This window comes from Psychromonas ossibalaenae ATCC BAA-1528 (assembly GCF_000381745.1).
GTDB classification, from domain to species: Bacteria; Pseudomonadota; Gammaproteobacteria; order Enterobacterales; family Psychromonadaceae; genus Psychromonas; species Psychromonas ossibalaenae.
Window position 1 is genome coordinate 1 of the sequence record NZ_KB907006.1, and the last position, 19,667, is coordinate 19,667.

A 19,667-nucleotide genomic window follows, 5' to 3' on the forward strand; every position below is an offset into this window, starting at 1 on the left:
CTAAAATCCCCCTAGTGACACAATTAGCGATATGAGTATGAATATCAGTCTGTGAATTACTGGTTGAATTAGAATCTGAGCTGATTAGATTAGATTAGATTAGCCTAAATTTCCCGACGGCGGCGACAGTAGAGCTAGCTATTATTTTTAATTTAAATACGACGGTACTAATCCAGTTCATTTTATCTGTTGAGGCTATGTAACTGCTTGCTGAGTGACTCCGTAGCAGAGGGGGGGGAGTGGCGAATGTAATTACTTAGAGGAATTTATCTAACGCTAGAATCGCTCTGAATTGTATCTGAGTTAGATTAGCGCGAATCATGATGGAGGCATGGGGTAATCACAGTCTGGTCTGAATTGGTAATGATCTACAGGTACATATCAATGCTGATTTAAAATAATGATTTAGTGCTGAGAAATATGATTGTTGTAATTTTGCTTAGAATTTAAATGTGAAAGTCGCGAGGGAGGTTACCGGATATGGACAGGATTTAAAATACTAAAGTCTAGATATGAAAAAGGCGCGTGGATTTCTCCATGCGCCTTATCAATAATATGGTGGCCCCTCCCCGACTTGAACGGGGGACCTGACGATTATGAGTCGTATGCTCTAACCAACTGAGCTAAGGGGCCAAATTTGAAACGCGATTATATAAGCTTCGCTTATATCTGTCTAGCCTATGTAAGTCGTTTGCCTATTAATTAATCGCTCTTTTGGGTGTTAATCGACAAACTCAGTCAATTATCACTATTTAGTTAAAAAAAATCCTGCATCAGCAGGATTTTTGTTTGTACCGTAAATGAATTATTCGTCTAGAAAGCTGCGCAGCTGTTCACTGCGGCTCGGATGACGAAGTTTACGTAATGCTTTCGCTTCAATCTGACGGATACGCTCACGTGTTACATCAAACTGTTTACCAACTTCCTCAAGAGTATGGTCGGTATTCATATCAATACCAAAACGCATACGCAGAACTTTTGCTTCACGTGCGGTTAATCCTTCCAATACATCGTTCGTTGCATTTTTAAGGCTTTCGCTTGTTGCACAGTCGACCGGTAGAGCAATAGTCGTATCTTCAATGAAATCACCTAGATGTGAATCTTCATCATCACCAATGGGTGTTTCCATTGAGATCGGCTCTTTAGCAATTTTCAGGACTTTGCGGATTTTATCTTCCGGCATCATCATGCGTTCAGCTAGTTCTTCCGGCTGCGGTTCACGCCCCATCTCCTGCAGCATCTGACGAGAAATACGGTTAAGTTTATTAATCGTTTCAATCATATGTACCGGGATACGAATGGTACGCGCCTGGTCGGCAATAGAGCGAGTAATTGCCTGACGGATCCACCAGGTTGCGTAAGTTGAGAATTTGTAACCACGGCGGTATTCAAATTTATCAACCGCTTTCATTAGACCGATATTACCTTCTTGAATTAAATCTAAGAATTGTAAACCACGGTTAGTGTATTTTTTAGCGATAGAGATAACTAGACGTAAATTGGCTTCTACCATCTCTTTCTTCGCACGGCGTGCTTTTGCTTCGCCGATACTCATATTGCGTGAAATTTCTTTTAAATCGCTGATAGTAAGTGCACTTTGTTCTTCAACTGCCAGCATTTTTCTTAAACAGCGGTTTAAGTCTTCTTCAAATTCACTAATACGTTTTGCGTAATCGGTGCCACTGGAAAGAATTGCTTCGATCCATGATTTATTAGTTTCGTTGCCTTTGAATATGAAGATGAACTCTTTCTTAGGCATTTTACACTGTTCAACACAGATCTTTAGAGCAAGCCGCTCTTGAACTCGAACAGTATTCATTGAAGAACGGATGGCTTTAACCATACGGTCAAACTGTTTTGGGATCAGTTTAAACTGCTGGAAGAACTCTGCCTGCTCATTGATTGCCTTACGGGTTTCTGCGTGACCGCGTCCGTTTTTGGCTATTGAATCTTCAACAACTTTATTCAGTTTGCGAAGTTCAGCAAACTTTTCAGCCGCTTCTTCAGGACAAGGACCTTTTGGCCCTTCTTCTTCGTCGTCTTCATCCTCGCCATCATCAGGCAAGTCTTCATCTTTTAACTGACTGTCTGTTAATTCAGAGCCGATATGTGTCGCACTGACCGCCTGAGTCATTTCATCATTCGGATCAACGAAACCGCTGATTAAATCAGTCAGTTTCATCTCTTCAGCTTCGTAGCTGTCCCAGTTATCTAATAAACCCGTTATTGTTGCCGGATATTCAGAAACGGAAGTCTGTACTTCTTTAATACCTTCTTCGATACGTTTGGCAATAACAATTTCGCCTTCACGTGTCAGCAGCTCAACAGTACCCATTTCGCGCATATACATACGCACAGGGTCGGTTGTACGGCCGATTTCTGATTCAACCGTTGCTAAAACCTGTGCTGCAGCTTCTACAGCATCTTCATCGGGAGTATCGCTGTCGTCTCCGCCTAACATCATTTCATCTGCATCTGGTGCAGTTTCAACAACACGGATCCCCATGTCACCGATCATTTGAACAATGTCTTCAACCTGTTCTGATTCAACAATATCTTGCGGCAGGTGGTCATTAACTTCTGCGTAGGTTAAGAAACCCTTTTCTTTACCTTTTATAATAAGCTCTTTGAGCTGTGACTGAGGTGTTTGAGCCATAGATACCGTCCAAAATAGAGTGCAAATAGGATATGTAATTGAAAAAAATACAAGCGCTCGATTATACGCTTATATTGTAAATTTTTCCAGTTCCATTAATTTTGTTTTTGTTCAACGAGAAGCTGCGCAAGCTGCAGTGTTTCTTCGCTAGTTAATACTTGCCCTGTACGGGCTTTTTGTTTTAAATATTCAATCTTCTGATTGATGTGAAGATTAAGGAAATTTTCTAAGATATCTAAGAAAACCGCTTCATAATTTTCTTCTTCAACATCGTTTTGCCATACCGCCAGCTTATTCAGCTGACTACTTTCTGGCTTTTCCCGCCAGTGTTCAAGTAATTGCCCTGTAGTTATGTTGGGACTAACTCGGCATATTTCAAGTAACGAATTTAATAAAGTTAAGCCGGGTAAATTTATCTCTTTAAATTCAGGAAACTCCGGCAGACCGTAAGCCATGCTCGGGTGCTGCAGCAGCACCGAAATGGCTAAGCGCATCGGTGTTACTTTCTGTTTGTTATCGGGCTTAGCTGTTTTTGCTGCTTCCGGCAGCAGTTTCTTCAAACCTTGTTTTTCAATGCCCAGTAACTGAATTAATTTTTCTTCCATCATTTGTCGAAATACAGTTTCAGGAAGTTTACTGATCAGCGGAATTGCCAGCTGTGCCAGTTTGGCTTTGCTGTCCGCAATACTCATATCGACCTGGCTTAATAAGTGCTGAAAAAGAAAATCAGATAATGGGACTGCCTGTTCGATCAGTTTTTCAAAGGCTTCTTTACCCTCCTTCTGCACTAAGCTGTCCGGATCTTCACCATCAGCAAGAAACATAAAGCGTAATGTTCGACCGTCCTGTATATAAGGTAGTGCATTTTCCAGCGCTCGCCAGGCTGCCGTTCTTCCTGCTTTATCGCCGTCAAAGCAGCAGATCACTTCACTGCTGTGGCGGAAAAGAATATGAATGTGATCTGATGTGGTGCTGGTACCAAGTGATGCAACTGCATAATCAATAGCAAATTGACCAAGCGCAACAACATCCATATAACCTTCTACGACTAAAATGCGCTGAATTTCTTTATAGCTCTGCTTAACCTGGTATAAACCGTATAACTCTTTGCCTTTATGAAAGATCGGTGTCTCAGGTGAGTTTAAATATTTAGGTTCACCTTCACCTAAAACTCGTCCGCCAAATCCGATAACACGGCCGCGCTGATCATGAATAGGGAACATTAAACGGTCCCGAAAGCGATCGTAACTGCCGTTTTTTTCTTTAGGGATTAACATACCGGCATCAATCAGCTGTTTTTCTAGATCAGGCGAAACAGCAAAGCGTTTACGTACTTCATCCCAGCCGTCAGGCGCATAGCCAATTTTAAAGTACTTGACCGTTTCTCCGGATAAACCGCGTTTTTTAAGGTAGTTGATTACCTGTTTACTGTTTTTATGAGAGCGTAACTGCTGCTGATAGAAAACGGTAATATCAGCCATTAGCTGATAGAGGTCTTTACGGTCAACATAACTATTTTGCTGTGATGCCGGCGAGCCGTTTTCTTCTCGCGGTACTTCAATAGATAACTGTTCGGCTAGTGTTTCAACGGCATCAACAAATTCAATACCGTCATATTCCATAACAAAAGAGAGTACATTGCCGCTCGCTCCGCAGTTAAAGCAGTGATAGAACTGTTTATCGGCACTGACAGAAAAGGAGGAGTTGTTATTACCGTTATGGAAGGGGCAGCAGGCGCGGTAGTCTTTGCCTTTCTTTTTTAATTTTACACGGCTGTCAATGAAGTCAACAATATCGGTGCGGGCAATAAGATCATCAATAAAATTTCGAGGAATGCGTCCAGCCATGTATTAAACCATTAAGTAAATTATTAAATTAATCCGTTGTTCAGCGGATCTGCTGTTAAGTGTACTTTACAAACAAAAAAGCCCCAAACTTATTGCTAAGCATGGGGCTTTTTTATCTAACGATCTTCAGAGTTAAGCTAAGCTGGCTCTTACAAGTGCGCTTACTTCACCCATGTCAGCTCGTCCTTGAATATCTTTCTTGAGTACTGCCATCACTTTCCCCATATCCTGCATACCGTTTGCATCAGAAGATGCAACAGCCTGCTCGACTAAAGCTTTCACTTCATCTGTGGTCAGTGCTTGTGGAAGAAACTCCTGCAATATAGCAAGTTCTGTCTTTTCAACTTCAACAAGATCAAGTCGATTCGCTTTTTCAAATTGAGTAATTGAATCTTTACGCTGTTTTACTGATTTAATGATGACAGCCGTAACCTCATCATTATTCAGCTCAACTTTATTATCGATTTCAATTTGTTTGATTGCAGCTAGTAACATACGAACAGTGCCCAGACGGACCTTATTCTTCGCTCGCATTGCGAGTATTTGTTCTTCTTTTAATCTTGCTTTTAAAGACATAATTGACCTTTATCTAATAATTAGTAAAGGCGAACGCGACGTGCGTTTTCACGAGAAAGTTTTTTCAAGTGACGTTTAACTGCTGCTGCTTTAGCGCGTTTACGTACTGTAGTAGGTTTCTCAAAGTATTCACGTTTACGTGTTTCTGCTAAGATACCTGCTTTTTCGCAAGAGCGTTTAAAACGACGAAGTGCTACGTCAAATGGTTCGTTTTCACGAAGTTTAATTACTGGCATGTGCCTATTACCTTTATGGTTACGGTCGTATATTGACCAGTTCATTTAAAATGGTGCGAGATTTTAATCCTATTTGGGGCAAAAAGTAAAGGATTAGTGTGTTAAATATAGTGAAATATATGCAAAGATCCTTAAGATCTACTCTTTGCTTAACTGTCAATGTGTTTATTGGTGATTAGCAGGTGAAAAAAAACACTGTTAGCCAGTTTTTTACGTTAAACTAGCGCGTTTTTTTCGGCAGAAATTTTTTATTATTACTTTCATAAAGGGGCATTTATCATATGCGTATTTTGGGTATTGAAACATCATGTGATGAAACTGGTATTGCTGTTTATGATGATCAATTAGGTTTGTTATCACATCAATTGTACAGTCAGGTAGACCTGCATGCAGATTACGGCGGCGTTGTACCTGAACTTGCATCTCGTGATCATGTACGTAAAACCATTCCATTAATTAAGGAAGCGCTAGCTTCTGCCGGCTGCAGTAAAGATGATATCGATGCTGTTGCGTTTACCGCTGGACCAGGTCTGGTTGGTGCATTGTTAGTTGGAGCATGTATCGGGCGCAGTATTGCGTTTGCCTGGAATAAACCAGCCATTGCAGTGCACCATATGGAAGGGCATCTACTTGCACCTATGCTTGAAGAAAACCGCCCGAAATTTCCATTTTTAGCTTTGCTGGTTTCCGGAGGCCATACGCTTATGGTGCAGGTGGATAATATTGGCGAGTACAAAGTATTAGGCGAAAGTATTGATGATGCTGCTGGTGAAGCATTTGATAAAACTGCAAAATTACTGGGTTTGGATTACCCCGGCGGACCGCGCTTAGCTAAAATGGCTGAAGACGGAGTGCCTGGACGTTTTGTATTCCCACGACCAATGACGAATAAACCTGGTCTTGATTTTAGTTTTAGCGGCTTAAAAACATCTGCCGCAGTTACTATCCAGAAAGAGGGCAAAGATGCACAGACACAAGCGGATATTGCCCTTGCGTTTCAGGATGCGGTGATTGATACCATTGCTATTAAATGTAAGCGTGCGTTAAAAGAAACCGGTTTAAAACGTTTAGTTGTTGCTGGTGGTGTAAGTGCTAATCAGTCTCTACGCGCTCAATTAGCCGTATTAATGAAATCCAGAGGCGGTGAAGTTTTTTATCCACGTAACGAATTCTGTACAGATAACGGGGCAATGATTGCTTATGCCGGCATGCAGCGTCTTAAAGCCGGTCATTTTGAAAATTTAGAGATAGAAGCTAAACCCCGCTGGCCGATAGAAATATTGTTAAGTGTGGCGAAATAATACATTTAAATAATCGTTTATTATTCGCATACTGTATAATTCGGTATTAAATATTGTTTTTTCTTTTATATTAAGACTTTTAATGATGACTCAGACAAATAAAAATAACTTAACGCAACATGAAGTAAATATTCCAGTTTATCAACCCGCTTATCAAGATGATGAAATTGATTTGCGTGAGTTACTCAAAGTTATTTGGGATTATAAATGGCTGACGGTGTTTATGTGTGCTGTCGCAATTGTTGGATCCATTTTTTATGCTCTAAATGCACAGGAGTGGTGGGTTGCTAAAGGTAAAGTTATTGCCCCGCAGATAAATGATGTTGCTACTTTGTATTCGCAAAGTAAAAAAGTTGGCGCTATATTAAATGCCGGTAATTCATCTTCCAATAATAAAAAAGAGATGAAGGATTTTATTGATCTTTTTGAACCTGATACTTTATTTAAAAACTTTATTAATGCTTTTAATTCATCAGTAAATAAAAAAGTCTTCTTAGAAAAAAATTCCGTTTTTATTGAGTATTTAAAAGAGAATAATATTAAGGTTCCCAGTAAAGAATTAAGTTTGAGTTCGCTAGAAGAACGTCAAAAATATTCAAAAGTTCTTAATGACTGGATGACAGAAATTAACGCATCACTAAACAGTGAACATTCTGAATTAAGTTTATCGTTTAAAACGTCAATGAAAGAATCATCAGCAGAATTGTTAAATGCATATATTGTATATATCAGTAAAACTGTAAAAGACAATCAGTTTGAAAAATTTTTAATGTTTGTTGAATCGTCAAAACAAGAGCTTGAGATCTCTGTCGAAATGAGTGAAGTGAAGGTACAGCAGAAGTTAGCACGATTATTGAAGAAAACAGAATATGCTTACCAGATTGCTTCTCAATCTAATTTAGTTGATTATCAAACTAACGTAAATCCTAATGAAGAGCTGTTTCAGATTAATTTAGGTGAGAAAGCCTTAAAAGCAAAAATTAAGGTTTTAAAATCAATTAAAGATTTAAGCATTTTAGATCCGTCAATTTCACAAATGCAGATAACATTAGATACATTGAACAACTTGAAGTTTGTTGATGACCGTTCATTCTCACCATTTCGTTATTTAGAAATTGTAGAGCCTCCATTGGCACGTGCAGCACCAAAACGTGCATTGATTGTTATTTTATCAACGTTACTTGCGGGTATGCTTTCGATATTTATTGCACTAGTGCACTATTTTATGACTAAAAAAGAAGTTTGATTTTTTAAACTGTTTTTCTGTGCTAAGAATAAATCCCGCTTATTGAGCGGGATTTTTATATCTATTGATTATTTGTTTTGACCGCGAAAGCTCTTTCCATTTAGGGTAATAACTTACTTTTCTTCCTGCATCCAGACTGCCGCCTGCTTGGCAAAGTAGGTCAAAATACCGTTCGCCCCGGCGCGTTTAAAGCACAGTAATGATTCTAATACGCACTCTTTCTCTTTCAACCAGCCGTTATCAATAGCCGCTTTATGCATCGCATATTCACCGCTGACCTGATATGCAAATGTAGGCACCTGTAGTTCGGTTTTAACACGGCGGACAATATCTAAATAGGGCATGCCTGGTTTAACCATTACCATATCCGCACCTTCCTGGATATCTAATGCCACTTCGTGAATTGCCTCGTCACTGTTTGCTGGATCCATCTGGTAGGTAGATTTATTACCGCCTTTTAAGTTACCTGCGCTGCCGACGGCATCACGGAAAGGACCGTAATAGTTTGATGCATATTTTGCGCTGTAGGCCATGATCTGTGTATTGATATAACCTGCGTTTTCTAGTGCTTTACGAATTGCGCCGATACGGCCGTCCATCATATCTGAAGGTGCAACAATATCTGCTCCGGCCTGCGCATGAGAAAGTGCCTGTTTGACTAGTATTTCAGTAGTAATGTCGTTTAATACATAACCCTCTTGATCAATAATACCGTCTTGACCGTGTGTGGTGAAAGGGTCCAGGGCAACATCGGTAATGACGCCTAACTCAGGGCAGGCTTCTTTAACCGCCCTAACAGCGCGTTGTGCAAGACCTTCTGCGTTATAAGCTTCTTCTGCCATCAGTGTTTTTATTTCATCCGGTGTAACAGGGAACAGTGCGACAGCCGGAATACCTAATGCGCTTAACTCTTTGGCCTCTGCAACTAACAAATCCACAGAAAGACGTTCAACGCCGGGCATTGAAGTAATACTTTCGCGACGCTTTTGACCTTCAAGAACAAACATAGGGTAAATAAGATCGTTCACTGAAAGCTGGTTTTCAGCCACTAAACGACGTGAAAAATCATGCTTGCGTAAACGGCGTAAACGTCGTGCGGGGAAACTTTGAGAAGTAGTCATTAATATTCCTATTAAGTCTGTTAGTAAGAATAACTATCTGCAGGCTGATATTTTGTTCGGGAGCAGTGTCAAAGTACCCCGTCCTATAAATTCTGCCCTAAAGCAAATAATGTATTTTATATATTAAAAAAGGCGCGGCTTGTCGCGCTTGTTTCTATAAGAAGCTGTTCCGTATTTTGAGAACGAGCCGCTGCAATTGTCTGTGCAATAAACGGCAGATACTTAGGTTCATTACGGCTGGATTTTGGTTTTGGGCGCATTGAACGAGGTAACAGGTAAGGGCTGTCCGTCTCAATCATTAAACGGTTTCCGGGAATAAGTTTTACCAGCTCTAAAAGCTGGCCTCCACGACGTTCGTCGCAAATCCATCCGGTAATGCCAATGTGCAGGTCAATGGCTAAGGATCGCTCTAAATCAGCCTGGCTGCCGGTAAAACAGTGTAGAACTGCATTGGGAAGTTGACTGATATAAGGTGTTAGCAGTTCAATGAAGCGTTTGTTTGCATCCCGCTCATGCATAAATACCGGCAGCTGCAGTTCAACAGCTAATTCCAGCTGCTGTACAAATGCGTATTCCTGCTCTGCTGGTGTGGAATAATTACGGTTAAAGTCTAAGCCGCATTCTCCAATTGCTTTCACCTGCTGGTTTGATGCTAAATTTTTAAGGTGAGACAGGCTTGCTGCATCGAAGGTTTTGGCATCATGAGGATGAATACCGGCGGTGCAGTACAGGTAATCTGGAGCCGATAAGGCGAGCTGCAGAGCTGCTTCACTTTCTTTTAAACTGGTTCCGGTGATAACCATATTTGTAACACCAGCTTGTCTGGCGTTACAAATAACATCAGGTAAGTCTTTTTCAAAACGTTTATTGGTCAGGTTGACACCGATATCTATCATTTAAAAAAACTCAGTAATTTATGCAGATTTAGTCTTGAGGTTTTTCTTCATTTTCATCTTGATCATTGTCTTTACGCACATAAAAACGTGAAAACAGCAGGCCTATTTCAAATAAAAGAAGCATCGGCACTGCGAGTAATGTTTGAGAAATAACATCTGGCGGCGTTAATAACATGCCGAAGACAAATGCACCGACCACAATATATGGACGTTTCTCTTTTAATTTTTCAGGTGTTGTTGCCCCCGTCCAGCATAAGACTAAAGTTGCTATTGGGATTTCAAAAGCTAAACCAAATGCAAAAAACAGCTTTAAGACAAAGTCTAAATAACTACTGATATCGGTTGCTATAGTGACACCTTCAGGTGCTGTGCTGGTAAAAAAGGAAAAAGCTAAGGGGAAAACCACATAATAAGAAAATGCCATGCCTAAATAAAAGAGTAGAGCGCTGCTGATCACCAAAGGCGCAATTAGTTTGCGTTCATGTTTGTATAAACCCGGTGCAATAAACGCCCATACCTGGTGTAAAATAGCCGGAATGGCAATAAAGATGGACAGTACAATGGTCAGCTTGATCGGTGTGAAAAACGGCGTTGCCACCCCGGTTGCAATCATGCTTGAGCCTTCAGGAAGCTGACTGGTAAGGGGGATTGCTATGTAGTGATAAATATCATTAGCAAAATAAACCAGGCTTAAAAATAGAACCATAACGATCGCAATAACACGTAATAAGCGGTCACGAAGTTCTAATAAATGAGATATTAACGGCAAGCTGTGTTTTGTTTGCGGATCGCTGGTTTCGCTTGAACTCATTCACTTTTATCCTGTGTAATTGGTGCTGCAGACTTATTAAGAATACTATTTTCATCGCTGTCTGCTGTGTTTACACTTTTCTCAGCGATTGATGAATTTAAGTCTTCATTGTTAGTTTGATATGGGCGGGTAATTTCCTGTGCCGCTTTTTTCATCTCATCAATTGATTCTTTAAGGTCAGGATCAAGGTCGCTAAGACCCTGTTTGCTCGCCTTGATCATATTCTCATTTATTTCATGCAGCTTTAATTCTTGAGATATTTCACTTTTTACCGAGTTAGCCATGCCTTTCGCGGTGTTCACCCAGCGTAGAACGCTGCGGATAGCTGTGGGTAAGCGCTCTGGGCCGAGCACTACTAAACCTATTACGGAGATAACAATCATCTCCCAAAATCCGATATCGAACATTTAGTTATAAACCTTTTAGCTCAAGGCTATGCTTGATCTTTATGTTTAGTTTTTTCGTTGATTTTCTGTTCGTCCGTTGTGCTTTTTTCTGATTTATCATCAACGCTCGGAGGAGTCGATTCTTCATCTTTCATCGCTTTTTTAAAGCCTTTTATTGCACCGCCTAAATCACCGCCAATGCCGCGTAGTTTTTTCGTACCAAAAAGTAGAACTACGATCACGGCGACAATGACTAGCTGCCAGATACTGATACCACCCATAATTTATTTCCTTCTGTTTCTATTATTTTATTAAACGGTTAAAAGCTTGTGACGTTTTATAACAAAGTTTAGCCCTTATTGGTATGATTCCATGCAAGTAACCAGGAAAAAACTGCTGGTACTGCAAAAAACAAAGCTAAATCTTGATCTGGTTTCATATATGCCAGCGCAGAAATTATGCTGAAAGTGAAACCTGCGCCAATATAAAAATAGCTTTTACTGTTATTGCGCTGCTGTCTATTAATTGATTCTGTTAACAAGCTCAGCTGCTGCTGTTGTTTTTTAGACTGTGACAAGTTGTGGTAAACCAGTTCCGGCAGCTCCGGCAGTTTTTCTAACCAGAACGGGGCTTTCTGCTGCATTTTTTTCATTAATGTTTTGGGGCTGACCTGCTCTTTCATCCAGTTTTCTAAAAACGGTTTAGCGGTATCCCACAAGTCTAGCTGCGGATATAACTGACGCCCTAAACCTTCGATATACAGCAGGGTTTTTTGTAATAAGACTAACTGCGGCTGCACTTTCATATTATAGCGGCGTGCAGTATTAAACAGGTTGATTAAAACCTGTGCAAAAGAGATCTCTGAAAGCGGTTTTTCAAAAATAGGCTCACAAACAGCGCGGATTGCAAATTCAAACTCTTCGACGGGGGTTTCCGGCGGTACCCAGCCTGAATCAACATGAAGCTGTGCAACCTGACGGTAATCTCGGTTAAAAAAGGCTAAGAAATTTTCAGCTAAATAACGTTTATCTTCATTATTGAGCGTACCGACAATGCCGCAGTCAATACCTATCCACAGCGGATCTTCCGGGTGCTCGTAGGAGACAAACACATTTCCCGGATGCATATCTGCATGAAAAAAGCTGTCGCGGAAAACTTGGGTGAAAAAGGCTTCTACACCACGTTCGGCCAGTAATTTAAGATTGGTATTCTGTGCTTTCAGTGACTCTATATCCGAAACAGGGATACCGTAGATTCGCTCCATCACTAAGGCATCTTTTGTACAGTAATCTGGATATATCTCAGGAACGTAGAGTACTTTCGAATCTAAAAAATTGCGTCTCAGTTGAATTGCGTTGGCACCTTCGCGCATCAGATCTAATTCGTCAATAATCGTTTTTTCGTACTCCTGCACAACTTCAACCGGGCGCAGGCGATCTGCATCTTTTAAGAAACGCTGCATCAGCGCCGCCAGCCACTTCATCAACTGTAGATCGGCTTGAATCGTTTTTTCAATACCCGGCCGGGTAACTTTAATGACAACTTCACGACCGTCTTCTTTTAGTGTCGCTGTATGAACTTGTGCAATTGAGGCTGAGGCAAGGGCGGTTTTATCAAAGTTATCAAACAGTGCTTTAATGGGCCGGTTAAATGACTTCTCAATCTGCTTTATGGCCAGCTCACCGCAAAATGCAGGTACATTATCCTGAAGGTGGGCAAGCTGATCCGCATAAACCGCCGGAAGCAGATCGCGGCGGGTTGATAACATCTGCCCCAGTTTAATATAAATCGGCCCTAGCGATTGCAGGCTTAGGCGTAAACGCTGCGCCAGGTCGGTATTTTTATGTTTGTTTTTTAACCAGAAAAGCGTCAGGCGCATCAAACGATAAGAGAACGGAATATGCTCTTTAGGCAGCAGTTCAATTAACCCGTATTCTATAACGGTTTTGTTTATTTGATATAAGCGGGATAGTTCTTTTAATTTTATCATTAGATGTTCCGCGTGAACTTATAAAGGAGCTTAAAATGCTGTTAGAGTCAGCGGCTGAAGCGCTGCTCAATTCGTTTTTCTAATGCTTGAGTCTCTTTGTGCAGATCATTTACCTGTTCACAGAAGTACATCACCTCTAATGGACCCGGTGCAAGTCTTAACTCTTCCGTAATGTACTCTGCGCTGTGTTTTTCAATTTTATGGAGCTGTTTGACGGCACTTTGGGTGCATTGTTTAAGGTGATAACAGAGCTTATGGGCTAATACGTCGCCGATTTTTGTCGAAAGTACCTCTTCCCCGTCAATATCCATTTCTGTCAGCAGCTGGGCAAACTGCTGGACTATCTGGATATCACCCTCAACTTCAAGCTGTTCTGTTTTGATCAGGCGGGTGAGTTGATGGTTATTCTGCAGTTCTTTTAAAGCAGAGATATTCAGACGGATAAAGCAGTCCGGCTGGCCTTCATATTTAGCTAGAATATCAATCTGCTGGGTGCTGATAACAAAATAGAGAGGTTTATTAATTTCTTTTAAAGATACACCAATAATCAGACCGTCAAGTTGTTTACGTCTTTGTTGTGCACTGGCATCCAGCAGGTGTAGTTTATTCACACCGCTTTCAAGTAAGCCGCAAAGCAGGTTGTCTAATGGCATAATTTTCTCGCTTTAATTAACTGTTGTTAGTATTTATAACCACGGTGTAAAGCCACAATGCCGGCGCTAAGGTTAAAGTATTCTGTCCCTTCAAAACCAACATTATCCATCATGCCTTTTAATGTATCCTGACAAGGGTGCATGCGGATGCTTTCAGCCAGATACTGATAACTTTCGCTGTCATTTGCGATGATTTTTCCCAGTTTAGGCAGAATGTTAAATGAGTAAAAGTCGTAAAATTTACTCACCGGCTGATAAAGAGGCTTTGAAAACTCTAATACTAATAAGCGCCCGCCGGGTTTTAAAACGCGATAGATAGAGGCTAAGGCTTTATCTTTATCGGTGACATTGCGCAGACCAAAAGCGATGGTCACTAAATCAAAATGATTATCCGGGAAAGGCAGTTCTTCAGCATTGGCCTGCACGTAATCAACGTTGCCGGCAATGCCCATATCACGGAGCTTGCTTCGGCCTACTTTAAGCATTGAGTCGTTGATGTCAGCTAAAACAACATGGCCGGTTTTACCTACTACGCGAGAGAATTTTGCGGTTAAATCACCGGTACCGCCGGCAAGGTCTAATGCTTTCTGACCTTTACGAATACCTGAGCAGTCAATAGTAAAACGCTTCCAGATTCGGTGAATACCCATAGACAATACATCATTCATTACATCATATTTAGCAGCTACAGAATGAAAAACTTCGGCAACTAAATCTGCTTTTTTATCTTCTTCTACGGTTTTAAAGCCAAAATGTGTAGTGTTTTCTAGTGCATTACTCATGGATTTCTCTTTGTTTGTGGTAATAATGAGAGCCGAGATAATACCTGATTCTGCTGAAAATTGGATCATTAATCTTGAATGCTAAACAAGAGATTGTGTAAAATTTGTTTATGTTACTTTTTGTTACGGTAGAATTGCTGACTTTACTTTAGAATTCCTTTAATAAAAAATAAATTTTTGCGAATGATCACAGCTCTTTTAAAGCGAACTAACATCCGTTTATTAAGTCCGTTATTGTTTACTAAATATAATATTTTAGTCTTTTAAACCTTACCTTCTGGAAACTATTTATGCTAAAAAATATCAATCCTACGCAAACTGCAGCCTGGTCTGAACTACAGGCTTTGTTTGATACTCATGCTGATATGGAATTATCTGCACTTTTCAGCAGTAACCCGGAGCGTTTTAAGCAGTTTTCCCGCTCATTTAATGATGATCTGTTAATCGATTTTTCTAAAAACTTAATCACTCAGGAAATTTTCGATAAGCTTCTGCAGTTGGCTGAACAGGTTGATTTAAAAGGTGCAGTTAAAGCACAGTTTGCCGGTGAAACGATTAATGTCACTGAAAACCGTGCGGTATTGCATAGCGCATTACGTAACCGCAGTAACACTCCTGTGATGGTTGACGGCGAAGATGTTATGCCGAAAATCAATAAAGTACAGGAACAAATGAAAGCGTTCTGTGCCAAAGTACATTCAGGTGAATGGAAAGGTTACACAGGTAAGCGCATTACTGATATCGTCAATATCGGTATCGGCGGTTCGGATCTTGGTCCTTACATGGTGACTGAAGCATTAGGCGCTTATAAAGTTGAAGGCATTGAAACTCACTTTGTGTCTAACGTTGACGGTACGCATGTCGTTGAAACTTTAGCGAAAGTTGATCCGGAAACCACACTGTTCTTAATCGCATCAAAAACATTTACCACACAGGAAACAATGACTAACGCACACAGTGCGCGTGACTGGTTCTTGAATTTTGCTCAAGATCAAACGCATGTTGCAAAACATTTTGCAGCTTTATCAACTAATGCAGAATCAGTTGCTGAGTTTGGTATTGATGTAGAAAACATGTTTGAATTCTGGGACTGGGTAGGCGGTCGTTACTCAATCTGGTCGGCTATCGGTTTATCAATTGCATTAACTGTAGGCTACGATAACTTTGAAGCCCTGCTTGAAGGTGCGCACGAAATGGATAAACATTTCGCGGAAACTGAATTTTCAGACAATATTCCAGTGATTTTAGCGGTTATCGGTATCTGGTATAACAACTTCTACGGCGCAGAGTCGGAAGCAATTCTACCTTATGATCAGTACATGCATCGTTTCCCTGCATATTTCCAGCAGGGTAATATGGAATCAAACGGTAAATGTGTTGACCGTAACGGTGAACTTGTTGATTACCAGACTGGCCCGATTATCTGGGGTGAACCTGGCACAAATGGCCAGCACGCGTTTTATCAGTTGATTCACCAGGGGACTAAACTGATCCCTTGTGACTTTATCGCACCAGCTGTAAGCCATAACCCTGCCGGTGATCACCACGCTAAACTGCTTTCTAACTTCTTCGCGCAGACTGAAGCGTTAGCATTTGGTAAAACGAAAGAACAAGTTGAAGCTGAGTTCACGGCCGCTGGTAAAACAGCTGAACAGATGGCTGATTTAGTACCGTTTAAAGTGTTCGCAGGCAATAAACCAACTAACTCGATTCTGGTTAACAAAATCACACCTAAAACGTTAGGTCAGATGATTGCGATGTACGAGCAGAAAATATTTGCTCAGGGCATTATCTGGAATATCTTCAGCTTCGATCAATGGGGCGTTGAATTAGGTAAACAGCTTGCAGGTCAGATCTTACCTGAGTTAACTAATGATGATGCGGTAGCAAGTCATGACAGTTCAACTAACGGCTTGATTAATGCGTGGAAAGCCTGGAAATAAGTTATTAACAAATAATTTATTCTTAGTATAAAAAAGCAGCTGTATATCAGCTGCTTTTTTGTATGTAAATTTTAATGCGGATTGTAACTAAAAGTTCTATTTAGACTTATCGAGATGTTTGCTTATTTTCTGCATTACCAGTTGAGGCTGCAGTTCCTGCATGCAGATATTATTTGTACACTGTTTAATACTGCCGTCAGGTAGACAAGGGCTGCATGGAAGAGCTAGTGAGATAATTTCAACATAGTTGCCTGCATGTGAATAGGGGCCTGTCTGCCGGTAATCATTTGGACCAATAATGGCGAATACAGGCGTATTCACCGCCGATGCGATATGTGAAGGACCGGTATCTGTTGTTATTATGCCAGCTGCATTCTCTATCAGTGTGATCAGTTCACTAATAGTCGTTTTTCCACATAAATTCAGAAGCTCTTTATCAGCAGCTTCTTTTTCAATGACATCAACTAACAGTTTTTCTTCTGGGCTGCCGATTAGAATGACTTGATGCGTTTCTTTGTACGTTTCGGCTAAGTTTTTAGCTAGAACCTGCCAGTGACTGGACGGCCAGGCTCGGTAGTTTATTGGATTTGAACGCCCTACATGGCTGTTGCCCGGGTGCAGTACAATATAAGGTTTTGTTAAATTAAACTTTTTTTGTAAAGGAGCGAAATCAGTACCGATTAAAGTTGGTGCTGATTGTTTTAGGTTACAATTAGGTTTGAGTTTGGCTAGGCCTAATTCAACAATGCGCAGCATTGCATCAACAGCATGTTCGTTGTTTTGTTCTACGGGACCTTCGGTGTAAGGCTGGCCAACTTTATGTTCAGCATTTATTTTTTTCATTAAAGAGACAAAATAAGGGCTGTTTTCTAAGTTGATAATAAGGTCATAGGGGGCGGATAGACTGTCGGAAATTATACGTTTTTTATCAGAGTTGAATAAAATGGGAATTTTTTTATGCTTGATTGAATAGACATGTTGAATTCGCGGATCATGTTCAAAAAGAGAGTGAGCTAATGGTGCTCCCAGCCAGTTAATCAGCGTATCGTCAGGTAAAATTTGTTGAATTGCAGATATCGCTGCACTTGCAAAAACAGTATCACCAAGTGCGCCTGAGCGAATTATTAAGACCTTCATTGAGTACCTTTGTATTAAAATAACCAGTTTCATTAAATGACGCTAAATTGAATATAATAATTCTAATCTTCAATCATCAATGAATATCAATCATGCAGTTTATGTCTCTTTTATTTTATGTACAAATATATTCTTAATGCACCTGCCAATAAAGTGGCTGTCTTCACACAGCTAATTTCAAGAGTCTTAAAAATACAGTACAATGTATCGCTAATTAAGGAGCAATAGAGTAAGTGATGTCTAAAATACTTGTCGTACGCAATGATAAAATCGGTGATTTTATGCTGGCATGGCCAAGTTTCGCCATGCTCAAAAAGTCGATGCCCGATGCGCAGATTGATGCTTTGGTGCCTGCTTATACAAAACCGTTAGCAGAGCTTTGTCCGTGGATAGATAATATAATTATTGATGACTCCTGCAAATCACTGCAGAGCAGGCTGATTGAAGAGGTTAAATCTGAAAACTACAGTGATTATATCTGTCTCTTTTCAACTACCCGTAATGCACAATTGGGACGGAAAGCGAAAATCCCCTATCGCCTGGCACCTGCTACAAAGTGGGCGCAGTTTCTATTTACGGACCGCTTAAAGCAGCGCCGTTCGCAGTCAGCAAAACCAGAGTTTGAGTACAACCTGGATCTGATTCGTCATTTTTTACAGAAAAACAATATCAGTCCAGTAGAAGTGACGGCTCCATTTTTAAATACTGCTGAGAAGCTGAAAGAAGATCTCAGAAACTCACTGCTAGAAAAATTTCCAGCCGCTGTTAACAAGCTGTGTTTTATTCACGCGGGCAGCGGAGGCAGTGCAAATAACTTATCGTTACAGCAGTATGCGTTGTTAATTCAGCTGTTAAATGAAAAATTCTCGGGTGTCGGTTTTGTGTTAACAGCCGGACCAGGTGAAGAACAGCAAGCCGGACAACTGCAGGGGTTATTAAAAGCAGATGTAACTTCTTACTTGTATATATCTACTTCAGGGTTAACTTCGTTCTGCCAGACAATCAGCTGCGCAGATCTGTTTATTGCAGGCTCAACAGGGCCGCTGCATATTGCCGGTGCCGCCGATGTCTTAACGGCTGGTTTCTTCCCGGCTAAGCGCAGTGCAACACCTTTGCGCTGGAAGCCGTTAAATAGTGAAGGGCGCCATATTGCTTTTATTCCCGCCAGTAATGATAAAAGTCAGGAAGATATGCAGTCGATTGATATTAACCTGTTGATGAAGGAGTTATCAGTTTTTTTACAGGGACATGGTTTTAACTAATTCAGAAGGGGAGCATGCGGCAATGCTCCCTTGATATGCGGGTTAGTTGTTTCTATCTGCTCTGGAATCGTTATTACGGATCCAAAGATCTGCATATTTGATAAAGGTAGAGTGTGCTGAAAGAACTGCAATCAGTAACCCTTGTTTACCATCCAAAAAGCCGCGCTTTAACAGATACATTTTCAAAAAACAGCCGAGAGCATGGGTAAAGCCTTGGGTCAGACTAGACTTTTTACCTCGGGCTTGCCGCCCGTCTGCCCAGGCCTTGCCGTAACTTGCTGATTTAACCAAATAGTTTTCCATGTCTCCATAGGAGTAATGGAACAGATCTCCGTCTAATTGGGCAATTTTAGCATTCTCATCGGTGATTATTTTTTCATGAACAAGCGCATCATTATATCGAGCTATCTCTTTTGGATAAACACGGATTATTTTATCGACCCAGCCGGAGTGTTCTAAAAAGCGTCCGAATACCCAGGTTTTACGCTGAATTTTGAAAACTGTGTCTGCATCAGCTGCGCTGATCTGCTGTTGAATTGACTGCTGTAATTCAGGAGAAACAACTTCGTCGGCGTCAATAGCTAAAATCCACTTGCTGGTCGCGTAATTCTGCGCAAGCTGTTTTTGTTTACCAAAGCCCTGCCAGTTTGTATGAGAGTAGAATTTAGCACCGTACTTGGCGGCAATATTCTCAGTCTGATCGATGCTTCCCGAGTCGACAATAATAATCTCATCAACCCAGGTTAAAGAATCTAAACATGCGGGAAGATTATTTTGTTCATTTTTAGTGATGATAATCGCGCTGATTTTATTTTCTGACATTT

The 19,667-nt window shown here is 40.7% G+C and carries 18 protein-coding genes and 1 tRNA gene; 4 read left to right on the forward strand and 15 right to left on the reverse strand.

What is annotated here, in order from left to right; all coding sequences use genetic code 11:
* Positions 1–556 precede the first annotated feature (556 nt).
* The 5 genes from G327_RS0116860 to rpsU all read right to left on the reverse strand — a co-directional run bounded on the left by G327_RS0116860 (position 557) and on the right by rpsU (position 5,315).
* Positions 557–633 (reverse strand) — tRNA-Ile (locus G327_RS0116860).
* A 172-nt stretch (positions 634–805) separates the two neighbouring features.
* Positions 806–2,656, reverse strand: coding sequence for an RNA polymerase sigma factor RpoD (gene rpoD / locus G327_RS0116865; RefSeq protein WP_019615980.1), 1,851 nt, complete (start codon positions 2,654–2,656; stop codon positions 806–808).
* A gap of 95 nt (positions 2,657–2,751) precedes the next feature.
* Entirely contained in the window at positions 2,752–4,503 is a 1,752-nt protein-coding gene (gene dnaG / locus G327_RS0116870; RefSeq protein WP_019615981.1) for a DNA primase, read from the reverse strand.
* Between the two features lie 132 nt (positions 4,504–4,635).
* A complete protein-coding gene (locus G327_RS0116875) occupies positions 4,636–5,079 on the reverse strand; it encodes a GatB/YqeY domain-containing protein (RefSeq protein WP_019615982.1) in 444 nt (147 codons plus the stop codon).
* A gap of 20 nt (positions 5,080–5,099) precedes the next feature.
* A complete protein-coding gene (rpsU, locus tag G327_RS0116880) occupies positions 5,100–5,315 on the reverse strand; it encodes a 30S ribosomal protein S21 (protein WP_015464331.1) in 216 nt (71 codons plus the stop codon).
* 281 nt (positions 5,316–5,596) lie between these two features.
* Between rpsU and tsaD the strand changes: the two genes are divergently transcribed.
* Complete coding sequence (tsaD, locus tag G327_RS0116885) at positions 5,597–6,616, forward strand: tRNA (adenosine(37)-N6)-threonylcarbamoyltransferase complex transferase subunit TsaD (RefSeq protein WP_019615983.1); 1,020 nt, start codon at positions 5,597–5,599, stop codon at positions 6,614–6,616.
* Between the two features lie 82 nt (positions 6,617–6,698).
* On the forward strand, positions 6,699–7,862 hold the full coding sequence (locus G327_RS0116890; RefSeq protein ID WP_019615984.1) for a Wzz/FepE/Etk N-terminal domain-containing protein: 1,164 nt from the start codon (positions 6,699–6,701) through the stop codon (positions 7,860–7,862).
* A gap of 113 nt (positions 7,863–7,975) precedes the next feature.
* On the opposite strand, the gene hemB is transcribed toward G327_RS0116890, so the two are convergent.
* The 8 genes from hemB to ubiE all read right to left on the reverse strand — a co-directional run bounded on the left by hemB (position 7,976) and on the right by ubiE (position 14,501).
* Entirely contained in the window at positions 7,976–8,983 is a 1,008-nt protein-coding gene (gene hemB, locus G327_RS0116895; RefSeq protein ID WP_019615985.1) for a porphobilinogen synthase, read from the reverse strand.
* 116 nt (positions 8,984–9,099) lie between these two features.
* Positions 9,100–9,879 (reverse strand): TatD family hydrolase, encoded by a 780-nt coding sequence (locus tag G327_RS0116900; RefSeq protein WP_019615986.1) that lies wholly within the window; start codon positions 9,877–9,879, stop codon positions 9,100–9,102.
* Positions 9,880–9,907: 28 nt separating this feature from the next.
* Complete coding sequence (gene tatC / locus G327_RS0116905; RefSeq protein WP_019615987.1) at positions 9,908–10,690, reverse strand: twin-arginine translocase subunit TatC; 783 nt, start codon at positions 10,688–10,690, stop codon at positions 9,908–9,910.
* Positions 10,687–11,097, reverse strand: a complete 411-nt coding sequence (gene tatB, locus G327_RS0116910; RefSeq protein ID WP_019615988.1) for a Sec-independent protein translocase protein TatB — start codon at positions 11,095–11,097, stop codon at positions 10,687–10,689. Before tatB ends, tatC begins: the two co-directional genes overlap by 4 nt.
* A 26-nt stretch (positions 11,098–11,123) precedes the next feature.
* Positions 11,124–11,357, reverse strand: a complete 234-nt coding sequence (gene tatA / locus G327_RS0116915) for a Sec-independent protein translocase subunit TatA (RefSeq protein WP_019615989.1) — start codon at positions 11,355–11,357, stop codon at positions 11,124–11,126.
* Between the two features lie 68 nt (positions 11,358–11,425).
* Entirely contained in the window at positions 11,426–13,066 is a 1,641-nt protein-coding gene (ubiB, locus tag G327_RS0116920; RefSeq protein WP_019615990.1) for a ubiquinone biosynthesis regulatory protein kinase UbiB, read from the reverse strand.
* A gap of 47 nt (positions 13,067–13,113) precedes the next feature.
* Positions 13,114–13,719 (reverse strand): ubiquinone biosynthesis accessory factor UbiJ, encoded by a 606-nt coding sequence (locus tag G327_RS0116925; protein WP_019615991.1) that lies wholly within the window; start codon positions 13,717–13,719, stop codon positions 13,114–13,116.
* 26 nt (positions 13,720–13,745) lie between these two features.
* Positions 13,746–14,501 carry a bifunctional demethylmenaquinone methyltransferase/2-methoxy-6-polyprenyl-1,4-benzoquinol methylase UbiE gene (gene ubiE / locus G327_RS0116930; RefSeq protein ID WP_019615992.1) on the reverse strand — a complete coding sequence of 252 codons (756 nt, stop codon included), beginning with the start codon at positions 14,499–14,501 and terminating at the stop codon, positions 13,746–13,748.
* Between the two features lie 290 nt (positions 14,502–14,791).
* On the opposite strand from ubiE, the gene pgi reads away from it, so the two are divergent.
* Complete coding sequence (gene pgi, locus G327_RS0116935) at positions 14,792–16,444, forward strand: glucose-6-phosphate isomerase (protein WP_019615993.1); 1,653 nt, start codon at positions 14,792–14,794, stop codon at positions 16,442–16,444.
* 96 nt (positions 16,445–16,540) lie between these two features.
* Here pgi and G327_RS24980 read toward each other — a convergent pair whose 3' ends face one another.
* On the reverse strand, positions 16,541–17,581 hold the full coding sequence (locus G327_RS24980) for a glycosyltransferase family 9 protein (protein WP_019615994.1): 1,041 nt from the start codon (positions 17,579–17,581) through the stop codon (positions 16,541–16,543).
* Between the two features lie 236 nt (positions 17,582–17,817).
* Here G327_RS24980 and G327_RS0116945 point away from each other — a divergent pair, with 236 nt between their 5' ends.
* Positions 17,818–18,843, forward strand: a complete 1,026-nt coding sequence (locus G327_RS0116945) for a glycosyltransferase family 9 protein (protein WP_019615995.1) — start codon at positions 17,818–17,820, stop codon at positions 18,841–18,843.
* 42 nt (positions 18,844–18,885) lie between these two features.
* Here the strand turns inward: G327_RS0116945 and G327_RS0116950 are convergent, their stop codons facing one another.
* Complete coding sequence (locus tag G327_RS0116950) at positions 18,886–19,665, reverse strand: glycosyltransferase family 2 protein (protein ID WP_019615996.1); 780 nt, start codon at positions 19,663–19,665, stop codon at positions 18,886–18,888.
* Positions 19,666–19,667 lie beyond the last annotated feature (2 nt).